Here is a 13,348-nt window from a genome sequence, read left to right on the forward strand (position 1 = left end):
CATCTCAACAAATTGATTTAGTCAAAAGCGCGTAGAATATCACATAAAATCAATAACTTTTAGACGCCAGGGTAATAATAAACCAAATGCAAATCAATGTCCTCCGTTATACAATGCAGTTGCACTGAAAGATGTCAAAGCGACACGACTTTTATTGGAAATGGGAGCAAAAGTTGACGTCATAGATATAGATGGAAATAACATTTTGCATCATGCAGTACCGCGGAGTAGTTTGCCTATCGTACACGAAATTGCATTGAGGGATCTCACTTTATTTCATCATAGAAATCCTGAGGGAAGGAATCCATTTCATCAAGGACTTGAAGAAGTGCTCCGGTACTCAAAAGAAGATGAAATCAAATTTATGGAATTAAGTGATTATCTTTTAAAGGAACGAGTAGATTTAAATGCAGAAGATAGGCATGGAAAGACAATGTTAGATATTGCTTTATCAAAACGTTTTTATCATTTATCTGTAAAACTGATAAAAGCAGGAGCCCATACAAATATTTCTTCCGCAGCAGCGTTTCTTCATGGGTCTGAAACAAATTCTATTTTAGAGCGCCCTAAAACATTTAAAAAGAAATTGATGAAAACGCTCAATGAAAATCCTTTAATTGCAATGACGCAACTTAATGATTTATACATACAAATTAAAGAGGGGCATCTTCGAACTCCTAAAGATTTTGCACCTCAGGGAGGTTTAGCTTTTTTTAAAGGAAAATCAGATGATGCCAAAGCTCATGATAAAGTTTTATCTGTATTAAAGGATGTCTATGACAGTAAACTTAATGAGCTACTCGGTAGCTATCAGGGGCAACATGATAATTTTGAAAAAAAACACCAAGTAATAGACGAGAATCTGAAGTTTTTAATTAAAAATCAAGAAATTTCAAAGAAAATAGAAAGGCCTAAAACTCAAATAGTTGAAGGTGTACCTCACGAAATAAAATGGTAATTTTGGGGGTATTCTGTTCCCTCATTTTTCTTTCACTCTAAATCGATTTTATTCGTGTGCGTCAGGTTTTTTTCTTAGCATTTTGAGCTCGCCTTGTCTGGATTTTTCATCCAAAATCTTTTGTTTGGCGCGCCTTGAGCGTCTTTTCTTTTGCCGTTTTAATTTTTCAATTTTTTGTTGTTCTTTTGTTTTCTCATCACTCACTATTGAATGTAATTTTTCACAAAGCCGTATTCTTGCAAAATATCGATTGTCCTCACGGCTCCTTGATTCCTGACATTTTATTTCCAAACCTGAAGGAATATGCTTCAAATAAACCGTGGAGGCAGTTTTATGCAACTTTTGTCCTCCTTTGCCACTGCCTACAATAAATTTTTCGATGAGATCGGTTTCGTTTATTTGAAGTTTCGCCATTAACTCGGCTAACTTATCCCATTTTTCTTTAGTAATCATATTAAGTACTTCTGTGAAAATTCTTTTTAAGTCTCGGTCTAAAAATCTTTAAACTGTGATTAAATATTATCGGTGATTGAGTTTAATTTTCCATACTTTTATGCAGATGGGGCGTGTAAGGATAATTTATGATATTGAATTCTTATTTCTTAGGGCAATTTCTTCCTTGGCATCCTCAACAATTTTTTCTAACGCTTTCACTGAACTTGTTTTAAACAAGCTCCAGTTTTCTAAACCTAACGCATGAGCTTTTTGGGTAAATGCTCCTTGACCTGTTTTCAGAATGGTATATTCATTAGTATCTTTATATTTTTTTAGGAATTTATCAATTTCTTCGGCGGAGTTATATTCGTCAATTTTAGCTTTGAAATTTAATAAGATTTGAGTCTTTAACATGTCTCCTTTCAGATGTTGATATCGCTCTTTGAAATCATCATCACCAATGGTTTCTGCCGTGACCCCCAATTTATGCGGTCTAGAATGTTCCAGAGTTGCATGATGATAAGCAAATTGAATGTTTATCATTCTTAACTCTTGCTTAATATTTTGAACAGTTGGCGCGTTATGTTCGGCTGTATCTAAGGCTTTTCCAAAATTTTGTTTAACACTATCACGATCAATCCAGTTTTTTATCTGCTTCAATTTATTTAAATGAGTAACGGCTGTTTTACCGGGTTCTTCCAAGTCTTTAATTTGTTCAGGTTGCATTTGGGACAAATCAATTTTTAACTTATGTTGAATTAATTCTTCATATTCAGTTTTTAGTTGTTCTATTTCGGCATTTCTCTGACTAAGTTTTTCTTGAACCTCATCAAAAGGAACAATTTGGCCTGGTAGTACCAAAAAACGATTCGGTTTCTGCTCTAATTTTTTAAGATTTTCCAGATTTGGGTAAGCATCATCAAAATAATCTTCCTCTAATTCAGAGCCATCTTTAGTCAACTCTTTTCGCAAGTGTTTTAATTGTCTTAGCTTATCAACTGGATAAAAATCTTTATCTGATGATTTATATTTAGGATGCTCCTCTTTATACTTTAATATAGCAGCTTTTTCCTGTTCGATTTCTTTCTCTAAATCTTCTTTTAACTTCTTGTCCTCAGCTGAAAGAGGTCCTTTATCTTCGGCTAACTTCAATTGAAGGAATCGTTCCTCAAATGATGCGAGTTGATCAAAATACGCTAATTGGCCACCAAGCATCGTATCTACTGAAGTAGACACTTTAATTGGCCTATTTAATGCTTCTGAGAGTGCTGAAACGGCGTCAGCTGTGCTTTTAAGCCTATCCTCGGCCATTATTTTTTTAGGTAAGCTCATTGACTGAACTAATTTACTTCTTTGAGTAAATAAAACAATTTCATCGTAATTACCCTCTTGTAGTCGTTTTACCAGATCTTGATTAAGCTCGCCATTTTGCAGAAGGCACCCATCAACATCAACAAGCGCCACTTTCTTTTTCTTTTTAGGTTCAGCTTCAAGTTGCTCGGGGATTATTTCTTTAGGCTTTCCAGGAGTTATTTCCTCCGTTTTTCCAGCACTTATATTTTCCTCTAACGCTGCTTTGCTAAGGGTATCTTGCAATTGCTTAATTCCATCTCCTGTTTTAGCACTTGTTGTAATTGTCTCAGATGTAATATGAAACTCTGTTTTGAACTGTTCAATTTCTTCCTTTGAAATGTTACTTTCTTTATCTGCTTTAGTAACAGCAATTATAATTTGAGCCTGCTCACCAGATACTTCTCGAATTTTTTTTGCATAGTCTCTAGCTTGTTCTAATGATCTTGGATTGCTTTGATCGATGCAAATGACGCTTATGTCAGAGAATCCCTTAATATACCCAGGTAATTGACTCTGATTAGGGTTGCCTGATACATCAGCCAGTTGAAGATCAAGACCTTCTTCATTTGATGGTACTGATAAAAATGAGAGGCCCACAGTTGTATGTTCATAGTTCGGATCAAACTGTTGATTACTTAACGCACGTAAAAGTTGTGTCTTTCCACTCTCTACCGGGCCGAAAAATCCTACCTTGCCTGGAGTTTTTCCTCTATTAACTTTTTCACGAGCCATAAGTTTCTCATAACAATTTTATACTATTTATTATAGATAAATTATTAATACTTGATTTAATAATGGAACATGCTTCAGATCAGCATATGGAAAGATAAGTTGTTTCATGAAATACCAAGCTGAGCTTGGTTCAAATGATTAAGAGTCCATTTAGTTTTACATCAAAGTGTTATAAAACTTTCTCAAACGGTTAATAAATGATAAAAATAGTGTGTAAAGGAATGTGTGTTTGAGTCAGTGATGATAATTTATAATGGTAAGCTATTAATTAAATTTAAAAACAAGAATGGTGGGAAAAATCAAAGCGAAGTCGATGGTTTTTATCGTGATCCTGATGGAGTGGAATATTTCATAAAAAAACCTAAAGACCCAAAAGAATTGTTCACCGAATTGTTTGCTGGTTTGTTACTTCAAGAGTTTATACGTCGTCAATTGATTGACAAAATATATCATGCATCCTTTATTTGTGCTCAACTGATTCAATTTGAAGATGGAAGTTATGGACTGATCCAGCCTATGACTCTATTTACAGAGCTGTATAAAATTATTGGTACAGGTTATAGCGACGGTTCCGATCGCGATCCCTTAACAGAAATAATTCATGGTCCTGAGTCCTACGTAGTACTGACCCAATTAAAACACTACTTTGGTCTTGCTATTGTATTAATGTACTCTTTGCTTTTTGGGGATCACAGTGTGCACAGTGGCAATGTAGTCTGTTTGGATGTTGCTACTGCGCTTGGGATGCTGTTTATTCAATTTGCTCGTATTGACTGGGGTGCTGCATTTCGTTACTTCGGCTATAAAAAAAATAATGAAAATCTTTTACATCCTTTAGAGTATCAAGGATTGTTTAATCCTAAAGGATACACTAAAGGGTATTTCCTAAATTACAAAAAAATCAAAGGACTATTCCCAGCTATTGCAGAGCAGGCGTGTCTATTACAAAAACGCGTGGATGAATCATTATTTGTTGACATGGTTAATTCGGTTTTAAGACAACTTCCAGTTGATCTACTCGATACCAAGACTAAAAAAGAATTAGCGCAATATTTAGGTATGGAGTCTTTCATAAACATCAATTTTGGTGAAGCGAATAATCAATTTTCACAAGATTTTGCAGTGATTTTATCTAGCCGATTAAAAAAAATGACCGTTCTACAGGATTTCCCAATTGCTGCAGCGAATTCAGATTTACCAGCTATATATCTAGAAAGTTTACCGACAGTCATTAGCCTACCCGTCAATAACGCTATTCTTTTTGATCAACAAATGAATATTTGGCTAAATATATTTTCTTCACCTGATGGACGAACTATTTTTGATTTTAATAGCATTGATCGTGTTCAACTAGCGAAACAATACAATTTTTTTATGGAATGTTTATTGCGTCAAGCAGAGCAATTCGATCAATTATTAGACTATGGGGACCTTCCTAATCCCTTTGATGGTAAAAGCACATTACCTCATCCACTGAGTTGTTTTTTACGTAACCAGTTTACTTTAGGAATGGATTTAAAACCTTATTTTTCTCATACAGAGCAAAGAATCTCTTGCAAAAACACTTATTGGAAACTCGTTGAATCGGTATTAACTTCAAGTTTTAATGCGATGGTGACCATTAGGGTGCTGCAAAGTACTCAAAACACAACAACATTGTGTAAGGGATCTGCTATTCATTTATTATTTGATGCTTTAAGAATGTACTTGGATGATTTTAATCGAGCGCGTAATTTATTTTTAAGAGAGCTGCAAAATATTCTTTTCTCAATGTCGGGAGCACAGCTTGTAAGAATTTGTCTCAATGAAATGGAGTTTATAAACTCCAGTATGATCGTAGAGCTTGTCATGAGAAATGCTAAGCTTTGGGTGCAAATGAATCAGGCTTTAACCGAAGCATATGAGATGCTCTATGACGAAAAAATGGGGTGTCACATAACTAATTTACGGAAACTTCAAGAAAATTATATTTTATTTTTAACTGTGGCCAGTGAATCGTGGTTTGTAACCCAATTGGGCACAAAGAAAATAATCGTTAATAAATTATGTAGACTATTCGAGAGTCTTCCTGGGTTTTTGCAAAGGGAGCTTGTAACCATTTTAAATCAAATTCAGGATCAATTCAGGAGGCAATCTCAACACCTTCTCGAGTTGGAAGAGTCACAACCATTGAATGAAAAACTGCATGTTACTTTAGAAAAGGATAATGGGTTGCTTTTTTTTAGTCCAAATAACGCACAATTTTCCATACTCGATAGCAATCATAGTAGCCCTCTTTCTACACCATTAAAAATACCGAACAAATAATTGAGTTTCTATTTTTGAGATAGTTTCTGAACATTATATGACCATGTTCTATACTTAATATGATTATTAATTAATACAAGACGAGGTCATGATGTCTTTTGATGAGAAATATTCACCTGATATCAATTCAAACGGTATCACTGTGACCAGATCAGTAAAAAAATTAACTCAAGATGCAGAGTATCGAAGTGTGGATTTTTTTGATAAGTGTGCGGTAGAGCCAGATTTTCAGATGGAACAAGAACAAATCACTATTCAAGCATCGAAAACCCCGCCGCCAATGGTCAAGGTGGATGATTTAAATATCCCAGAACATCTATTAGAACATATATCCGCTGATGAGATAGCAAACATTGCCAATCAATTAATAAATTTTGCTTATGATCCATTGAAAGTGGCAGAGCATCTTAAAGATTTAGATGATGAATTGGGAAAGTCAATGCAAGGAAGTTTTCCATCTCACGAAGGCTATTTTCCTTCTTATTTGATCGCTGGAAGAGGAAACTTTATCCCTGGGGCACCACCAGATTCCTATCAACCTTTAAAAAAAGCAGGGATATTGAGCGATTTATTGTTAAAACGTGAGAACTCACGTGATGTGAATAAAAATGGTTATATGGTTAAATTTATTGGTTTTGTTAGTAGCATGATAGCTGACCGTGTAGTCTCAAGTGGTCAACTCTTTAATGAAAATAAGCAAATTGATCGCGTGTTATTACATGGTTCTTATTCACATCGATTATTGCTTGAAGCATTTGCACATGCAATAGAAAAAGGTGTTATTGACTTAAATCTTAGTACAGGAAAAAAATTGAATTTTGTTCAATTACTAGAAATATTAGTTTCAGTAAAAACAAAAAATGGTCAAAGTCTTTGGGAAATGGTATTGGATTCTGTAGAGGATTCCCAACGCGCTTCTAATGATCCATTAGATTCAAAACAATTTAGTTTTAGTTGTCGTTCTCCTTTTGTTTTAAACTCTCTATTGTTATGTTTTGGTAAAGAGCTTAAATTACCTAATCTCCAAACCTATTTGCTGGATAGTCATTACAAAGCTGCATATGAAATGGTATTACGCTCTAAAGAAAAAATGGCAAGGATGCATAAGACTCATTATTCTCAGCTTGATATTCCGAATGGAAATATATATGAACGTTGTATGGAGCATTTTTCTAAGAAGGCTGAAAGTTATGGAGAAGTAGGTGGTAATACCCCGTTTACCTTAGATGAATTTGCAATGTTATCTGATAGTCGCTATATAGGGTCCATATGGGGGCCAAGTGTTCGCATAAAAGTGTCCTCTCCGCAAAAACCAGGGTTTTATTCAAATTGGATGGAATTTTTTCAGAGTAAAAGTAGTACAAAGGAGCCATCAGTATCAATTCCATCTAAAAAGCACGAACGTCCATCAGATGAGTCAGATGAAGATCACGAAAGACTCGATAAAAGAAGAAAATGAAATAGAAGTGATGTTATTACCGGAGTTGTAATCAACTAGAAGGTTGAGTCATTTTGACCCAACCCATACTAGAATAATCTTTTAATTTGTTGCTTGATTTATGAATTCATCATCATCTGATTCTTCTGGTGGTGCTAAAAATTTATCTTCATAATCAATCACAAAACCTGCAAAAATTCGAACAATGCGATCATCAATTTTTTCAGGATAGTGAACAGAAACATTCCATGTTTTATCGCTAAAATTTCGATTGAGTTCGGCAATCGGATGAGGATTGTTTGTAGATGCTAAAATGACGAATCGGTCAAAGCTTGGATTTGCATAGGCAAAACCAATTTCAGTCGCTTTCCCTGCCTCATCATAGTCATAAATAGTGAATTTTGCAGATTCAAGTGTTGCTAAATTTCCATCAATAAACCCAATTTGCACACCACGAGTGTCATAAATATCAATCTCTTTAGCCCAAACATATAAAGAACCTAAAGAAATGATTCGTGTAATACCTGTGGCTTGCCATCCATCTTTATTAGATAAATCATAGTTTGTACGGATACGAAATGCGCTCTTTTTTATTGATCCAGGATATGTTTCTTTTTGGGGGGATTTAATTTGATAAACTTCTGAAAATTTATAAACATCTTTTGTAACTACAAAATCATATGGGTGGTCTTCGTGAACACCATAACTGTTAGCAAGAGTTGTATAGGACATTGCAAATAGAACAAACAAACACGACACCAATAATTTACGCATATATGATTTCCTTTTGGTTAAATAATACTCAGAGATGCCAATTTGGCAACCAATGAAGAATAAATAAAAATATAAATAATTCAATATCCTTCACGTACCTCGTGTGAGGCACGATGTATAGTAAATCAAATTTATTAAGAATTTATTAAGGAATAAATTGTTATCTAATTTAACCATCAAGAAATGGAAAACGCGTGTATCAATTGTTCGAATAGTTTCAAGCGCGAAAGACTCTCCCAAGCGATCGAAGTAACGCTTGAGAGACCAAAAGAAGAGTCTACTGGGGGCCACCTAAACAATGCTCTTGTGGATCGTCGTAATCAGCTCCCTCTTGCACTGCAAATATTTCCACTGCTTCTGGAAGGGGAGATAAAGAAGTAGGTGTAGAAGGACTTCTTTCCGATTCAAAAATGCTAAATTGAGCCAGACTTATACAACGCTCTTGCTTTCCACGATTGTTTTTTGCTGGTTTTTCTTCACTTTCTGAAAGCGATACGAGATCGATTTCTTCTTGTATTTTTTGATATCCTCGATTCAATGTTGGAATTTTTTGGCTCAATTCAGAAACCTTCAAGTTGAGTTCGTTTTGCTCTTCTTTTAATCGGCGCAGTTGTTTCGTTAATGCCTTTTTCACTTTTCTCTTGGGATCATCTTGCAGTTGTTTCTCTATAGTATCGATTTCGTCTTTGAGTTTTGATGCTTGCATTGTCAAGTTTTTCATGGAAACAAGTACCACTGCTCTAGAGGATTCTCTCATATGTTCCAGTTGTTCACGTATTGAATGACTGGTTTTTGATAAATGCTCCAATTTATCAGCATGGCGCTCTTTAAAATCTTTATTCCAGTTTTCATCGGTGATGTAATTTTCTAATACAGACGTCAATTGACTTAAAAATCCACTTAAACCTAAAAGATCTGATGCGGGAAAGAGGCCTAAATCTTGAGTCAACCGAGGTGCCATAATAATAGCGAGATTATGGTAGGTCATGAGGTTAGTATCTTGGAATATGCCGGCCTGATGCATTAAGTAACAGTAATGATAAATAATTTCTCCTGCACGTTGATGATCGACTCGCTTTGAAAGCAAAAGTTCATGAATGAACTTATCGAATAATTGATTTGCCGCATTGGTAATATCTTTTTCCTGTTGAGAATTTAGTAATAACTTTAACTTTTTAGAGAAGTTGATAAGTAGACTATCTTTAGAGTCTAATATCGGACTGTTTTTAAAAACAGCGGGTATCATTCCTAAAATGTTATGGAGATGTTCACTATATACTTTATTATCTTCCATCACATAGTGAATTAGAATATTCACATCAAAGTATTCACTAATAAGCTGCTCAAGTAACTTTTCTGTATCTTCTTTTGCTCCTGCAACTCGAAAAACTCCTTGGGTTTTTAATAATTCTGGATGTAGCGATACAAGGTGGGCAATGGAGCGAAATACATTCACTATGATTTGGGTATTATAAGGGCCAGACATTTAAATTCTCCAGATATTGAATGAATATTAGGGGCTGTTTCAATTCTACTATCGTGGCCAAAATGCTGCGATTTATGTGCTCTATACTCATATACTTCGTGTACGCTGCGTTTCGGTGCGCAAAAATCGCAGCATTTTGGCTCAAGCTACCGAATTGTATACAGACCTATAACTTATGGCTTTGGTTTTAACTAATTTCAAATAAAGGGCAATTTGATGAAAGTTTGTTTGAGCTGATCTGCCTTTTCAGGTAGCTCAATTCTGATATGATAAGCAAAGAAGCAAATCTGTTAAGCCTATCAATAATAATCCTATATAACTATATAAAATGCCGGAAAGATTTACAATGAAGGCAGTACATATAAGAGCACGCAGACGTTCGCGTAAGTGAAAAACCATTATTTATAAATTTAAAAATAAGAGCAACGCCTTCTGTACATGCATTCTGTTTTCACTTTGAGTGAAGATGATTGAAGCAGGACTGTCAGGCAAGGTCTCAGATACTTCTTTTCCTCGTTCCATAGGCATGCAATGCATAAATACTGCTTCTGGTTTCGCATAGGTCATTAAAGTTTCATTGACCTGGAATCCCTGGAAAGCCTCATTATTTTCCTGACCTTCAAAGCCCATGCTGGTCCAAACGTCAGTGTAGACTGCATCAGCATTTTTAACAGCATCTTCAGGTTTAGAAAAATGATAAATCATATTCTTCTTAAGGCTCTGTGCCTGTTGGACAATTGCAGCATTAGGCTGATGGGAGGCAGGGCAACAGTAATTAATTGTTACTCCTAACTGGGGTGCTAGCAGCATCAAACTGTGCAAAATATTATTCCCATCACCAATATATGCAATGGTTAGTCCCTCTAAGGAACCAAATTGCTCCCATAGGCTTAATAAATCCGCTAGAATCTGGCATGGATGATGTAAGGCTGAAAGGCCATTGATTACAGGGACTTTGGCATAAGCAGCCATCTCTTGCAAAATCTCATCCGCATGAGTTCTCACCATAATAAAATTCGCATAACCATTTAGTACCCTTGCCATATCCGCTGGAGTTTCCTGCTTTCTAGTATTGCTTACACTTTCAATAGCTATTCCTCCCATGCTTTGAATTGCCATTGCAAAACTTAAGCGGGTTCGGAACGACGGTTTTTCAAAAATCATGGCAAGGCTTTTATGAGCTAGAGCCTGACTGTAGAAAGAGGGCGTTTGTTTCAGTGCTTTTGCTCTCTCCAATACATACTTCAATTCTTCTGCACTTAATTCAGTTCCAGTCAGAAAGTGCTTGGTTTTTTGAGGGGAAGATGCCTTAATTCCATTTGTTGATTCGGTATTAGGTGTTTTGCCCTGAGGTGTACCAGTTTCAAGGCCAAATAGTGCCTGTTGTAGATTAATTACAAATGTATTGGTTGTTATTTCGTTAATTGGTTGAGAATTAGTTTCTTCAACTAAAGTGTTCTGAACGGGAGTGTGAGGTGACATGTTGAGCCTCCTTTGTTAAATCAGTACATGGATATTTTTCTATGGTTTCTGTACCCAGAAACCTGCTTGCTTTTATGCGATTTTGTATTCATCTTTATGTCAGTAATTGGTTACTCATAATGAATCCTTTAACCAGCGATTTTCTAGTTTTTGAATGTCTCCATTTGCTTTGAGTTTTTGCAATGCCTGATTAATCTTAGTTGTCAATGGAGAGCCTTTTTTCAGTGCTAAAGCATATCCATAATCTGCCTTGGCAATTACTGAATAAGACAGTTCCGCATGTTTTTTGCTATAGATTTTACCTTGAGCGCCATCCATTAAAACGACATCAACATGATCCGCAAGTAAGGCTTCAATCGCTTGATTATTATTATCCAATGCAGTGATTTCCACTTGAGGGTATTTTTCTCGTAACCATATCTCCATCGTACTACCAAGTTGTACCGCTACTCGTTTTCCTTTAAGTTGGCTTGGCGTTGTGATGGGTTGATTGGAATGATATACCGAGGCCATACCTTCGAAGTAATAGGGATTAGAGAAGTCAAAATTGACTTTTCTTGCATCGGTAATTGTGATTGTTGCTATGGCAATATCATCTTGTCCGGAACTTATTGCTGGGAGAACAGTGCTGAATTGCATATTATCAAAAACGGCTTCTTTCCCAAGCTCATTTGCAAGGAGTTTTGCCAAATCAATATCAAAACCTTTAATTTCACCATGGTCGCTGTATTCAAAAGGTGGATACTCTGCTGATGTTGCAAAATGCAAGTTGTTCTCGTTGTTTTTTGATTTGCATGACAATAGAAAAAAGCATATTGCCAGTATTAATAGGCTTAAAAATCGGCGCATATGAATTTGAATCCATAAATTATCCATTAAATGAATATACAGGCTCTCGATTTTATTGTCAATAGAAATGAATACAATTTCAATTTATAGAATATGCGTTCAATGAGTTTCAGAATAAAAATGAACCATAGAAAAAATAAGTACATTCCTAAAGTACATTCCTAACTATTTATTCAACAAAAATCTTAATCAATAGGGGATAAAATAACCACTTGAATATTAAATATTTTTGGATAATATCCACTTAACTGGAAACGACATTCCATTTTTCAACCGTTTTTAATGGGGGAATCGTGTTTAAAAAAAAAGAAGTACAACAAATTACGACACCAAAAGGAAGTTTTTCTCAAGTTCCTGATGACCTGATGTACCTGATTATGTTTTTTCTTGATGTGAAGTCGCTAAATCATTTCGCGATGACCAATTCAACATTCAGAGATCTTGTTAATAAGTATCCAAAGCAAATCCATATTAAAATATGTAATAAAGAATATGAAGGGACTTACCCAGAAATACGTATCCAATTTTTAGGTGAGCTGCAAAGGAAAAATGCTGAACTTGCTCGAGAAAAGCGAGAAAACGAAGAAAAAGCAATTACAGAACTTAAAGAGTCTGTTCAAGCTAGAAGAAATGAATTAAATCATTTATGGAATTTTCCACTTAAAAAATCATGCATCACCCCAGATGAAAAAATTGCGGTAGGATGCTGTTGTACTTTCGGTTTAATTGGAGGCATTCTGGTTTCCTGTTTTACTCCTTGGTCTTGTCTCTTAACTTCTTGTTTAGGTATGGGGGCAGGAGGAACAACGCCTCTTGTTGTTTCCCGAACGATTCGTTGTTGTTGTGGAAAATGTCTGGAATGTAGCGAGCAGGAGCTTGCCACAAGAGAGGAAAATTTTGATAAAGATTATTCTACTTTCCCAAAAATGAAATGAGTCGTTGGTGCTAGTAGCTGTATTTTATAAATAGTTACTAGCTTTTGAAGTTCGTTGTTATCAGTTAAAACCTAATTGCCTCCATGCCTCATATAAAATGACGGCAACAGCATTTGAAAGATTTAAACTTCGATTATTCTCACGCATAGGGATAGAGAGAGGCGTGTATTTCTGTAATATTTCTTGAGGCAACCCGCTAGATTCTGGACCGAATAAAAATAGGTCATCTGCGGTATATTGAACCTGTGAATAGCACTTTTTAGCGCGAGCGCTGAACGTATAAATAGTTTTTTGATGGTGTTGTTGAATAAATTTTTCCCAATTTTCATATTGAGCAATAGAAGCCCACTCGTGATAATCCAAGCCCGCCCGCCTTAACGCTTTTTCCTGCAATGAAAATCCAAGAGGATGTATTAGATGAAGTTTTGCTCCAGTGTTGGCGCATAATCGAATGATATTTCCCGTATTGGGAGGGATTTCAGGTTGGTAAAGGGCAATATGGAACATAAGTTTTATCGAGTTAATAAAATGGAAACTGATCTGAGTATTCCAGGATTTTTTAATTATAACTGATCAGGGGTTTTAAACAAATTCAGCGA

The 13,348-nt window shown here is 35.4% G+C and carries 11 protein-coding genes; 4 read left to right on the plus strand and 7 right to left on the minus strand.

Annotated features, from left to right (window positions below; all coding sequences use genetic code 11):
* The first annotated feature begins 160 nt into the window (after positions 1-160).
* Positions 161-958 (plus strand): ankyrin repeat domain-containing protein, encoded by a 798-nt coding sequence (locus tag Lstg_RS11320; protein WP_058477795.1) that lies wholly within the window; start codon positions 161-163, stop codon positions 956-958.
* 48 nt (positions 959-1,006) lie between these two features.
* On the opposite strand, the gene Lstg_RS11325 is transcribed toward Lstg_RS11320, so the two are convergent.
* Positions 1,007-1,411, minus strand: a complete 405-nt coding sequence (locus tag Lstg_RS11325; protein WP_058477796.1) for a peptide chain release factor family protein — start codon at positions 1,409-1,411, stop codon at positions 1,007-1,009.
* A 126-nt stretch (positions 1,412-1,537) separates the two neighbouring features.
* Positions 1,538-3,478: an ADP-ribosylation factor-like protein gene (locus Lstg_RS11330; protein ID WP_058477797.1), complete on the minus strand. Its 1,941-nt coding sequence runs from the start codon at positions 3,476-3,478 to the stop codon at positions 1,538-1,540.
* A gap of 240 nt (positions 3,479-3,718) precedes the next feature.
* Here Lstg_RS11330 and Lstg_RS11335 point away from each other — a divergent pair, with 240 nt between their 5' ends.
* Both Lstg_RS11335 and Lstg_RS11340 read left to right on the plus strand, forming a co-directional pair.
* Positions 3,719-5,785, plus strand: a complete 2,067-nt coding sequence (locus tag Lstg_RS11335; protein WP_058477798.1) for a LepB GTPase-activating domain-containing protein — start codon at positions 3,719-3,721, stop codon at positions 5,783-5,785.
* 88 nt (positions 5,786-5,873) lie between these two features.
* Positions 5,874-7,244 carry a hypothetical protein gene (locus tag Lstg_RS11340; RefSeq protein ID WP_133129206.1) on the plus strand — a complete coding sequence of 457 codons (1,371 nt, stop codon included), beginning with the start codon at positions 5,874-5,876 and terminating at the stop codon, positions 7,242-7,244.
* Positions 7,245-7,325: 81 nt separating this feature from the next.
* On the opposite strand, the gene Lstg_RS11345 is transcribed toward Lstg_RS11340, so the two are convergent.
* The 4 genes from Lstg_RS11345 to Lstg_RS11360 all read right to left on the minus strand — a co-directional run bounded on the left by Lstg_RS11345 (position 7,326) and on the right by Lstg_RS11360 (position 11,814).
* Entirely contained in the window at positions 7,326-7,997 is a 672-nt protein-coding gene (locus Lstg_RS11345; protein WP_058477800.1) for a hypothetical protein, read from the minus strand.
* Positions 7,998-8,274: 277 nt separating this feature from the next.
* Complete coding sequence (locus Lstg_RS11350) at positions 8,275-9,483, minus strand: RhoGAP domain-containing protein (RefSeq protein WP_058477801.1); 1,209 nt, start codon at positions 9,481-9,483, stop codon at positions 8,275-8,277.
* A gap of 402 nt (positions 9,484-9,885) precedes the next feature.
* Positions 9,886-10,965, minus strand: a complete 1,080-nt coding sequence (gene argF, locus Lstg_RS11355; protein ID WP_058477802.1) for an ornithine carbamoyltransferase — start codon at positions 10,963-10,965, stop codon at positions 9,886-9,888.
* Positions 10,966-11,079: 114 nt separating this feature from the next.
* Positions 11,080-11,814, minus strand: coding sequence for a substrate-binding periplasmic protein (locus tag Lstg_RS11360; protein WP_058477803.1), 735 nt, complete (start codon positions 11,812-11,814; stop codon positions 11,080-11,082).
* A 293-nt stretch (positions 11,815-12,107) separates the two neighbouring features.
* Between Lstg_RS11360 and Lstg_RS11365 the strand changes: the two genes are divergently transcribed.
* Entirely contained in the window at positions 12,108-12,749 is a 642-nt protein-coding gene (locus Lstg_RS11365; RefSeq protein ID WP_058477804.1) for an F-box protein, read from the plus strand.
* A 60-nt stretch (positions 12,750-12,809) separates the two neighbouring features.
* Here Lstg_RS11365 and Lstg_RS11370 read toward each other — a convergent pair whose 3' ends face one another.
* Positions 12,810-13,256 (minus strand): tRNA (cytidine(34)-2'-O)-methyltransferase, encoded by a 447-nt coding sequence (locus Lstg_RS11370; protein ID WP_058477805.1) that lies wholly within the window; start codon positions 13,254-13,256, stop codon positions 12,810-12,812.
* Positions 13,257-13,348: the final 92 nt, after the last annotated feature.

Source organism: Legionella steigerwaltii (genome assembly GCF_001468065.1).
Lineage (GTDB): Bacteria > Pseudomonadota > Gammaproteobacteria > Legionellales > Legionellaceae > Legionella > Legionella steigerwaltii.

Coding starts and splice junctions, on each gene's coding strand:
- Lstg_RS11345 (WP_058477800.1), bottom strand. CDS start 7,997: ATGCGTAAATTATTGGTGTCGTGTTTGTTTGTTCTATTTGCAATGTCC.
- Lstg_RS11330 (WP_058477797.1), bottom strand. CDS start 3,478: ATGGCTCGTGAAAAAGTTAATAGAGGAAAAACTCCAGGCAAGGTAGGA.
- Lstg_RS11340 (WP_133129206.1), top strand. CDS start 5,874: ATGATGTCTTTTGATGAGAAATATTCACCTGATATCAATTCAAACGGT.
- Lstg_RS11350 (WP_058477801.1), bottom strand. CDS start 9,483: ATGTCTGGCCCTTATAATACCCAAATCATAGTGAATGTATTTCGCTCC.
- Lstg_RS11370 (WP_058477805.1), bottom strand. CDS start 13,256: ATGTTCCATATTGCCCTTTACCAACCTGAAATCCCTCCCAATACGGGA.
- Lstg_RS11325 (WP_058477796.1), bottom strand. CDS start 1,411: ATGATTACTAAAGAAAAATGGGATAAGTTAGCCGAGTTAATGGCGAAA.
- Lstg_RS11360 (WP_058477803.1), bottom strand. CDS start 11,814: ATGCGCCGATTTTTAAGCCTATTAATACTGGCAATATGCTTTTTTCTA.
- argF (WP_058477802.1), bottom strand. CDS start 10,965: ATGTCACCTCACACTCCCGTTCAGAACACTTTAGTTGAAGAAACTAAT.
- Lstg_RS11335 (WP_058477798.1), top strand. CDS start 3,719: ATGATAATTTATAATGGTAAGCTATTAATTAAATTTAAAAACAAGAAT.
- Lstg_RS11320 (WP_058477795.1), top strand. CDS start 161: ATGGGAGCAAAAGTTGACGTCATAGATATAGATGGAAATAACATTTTG.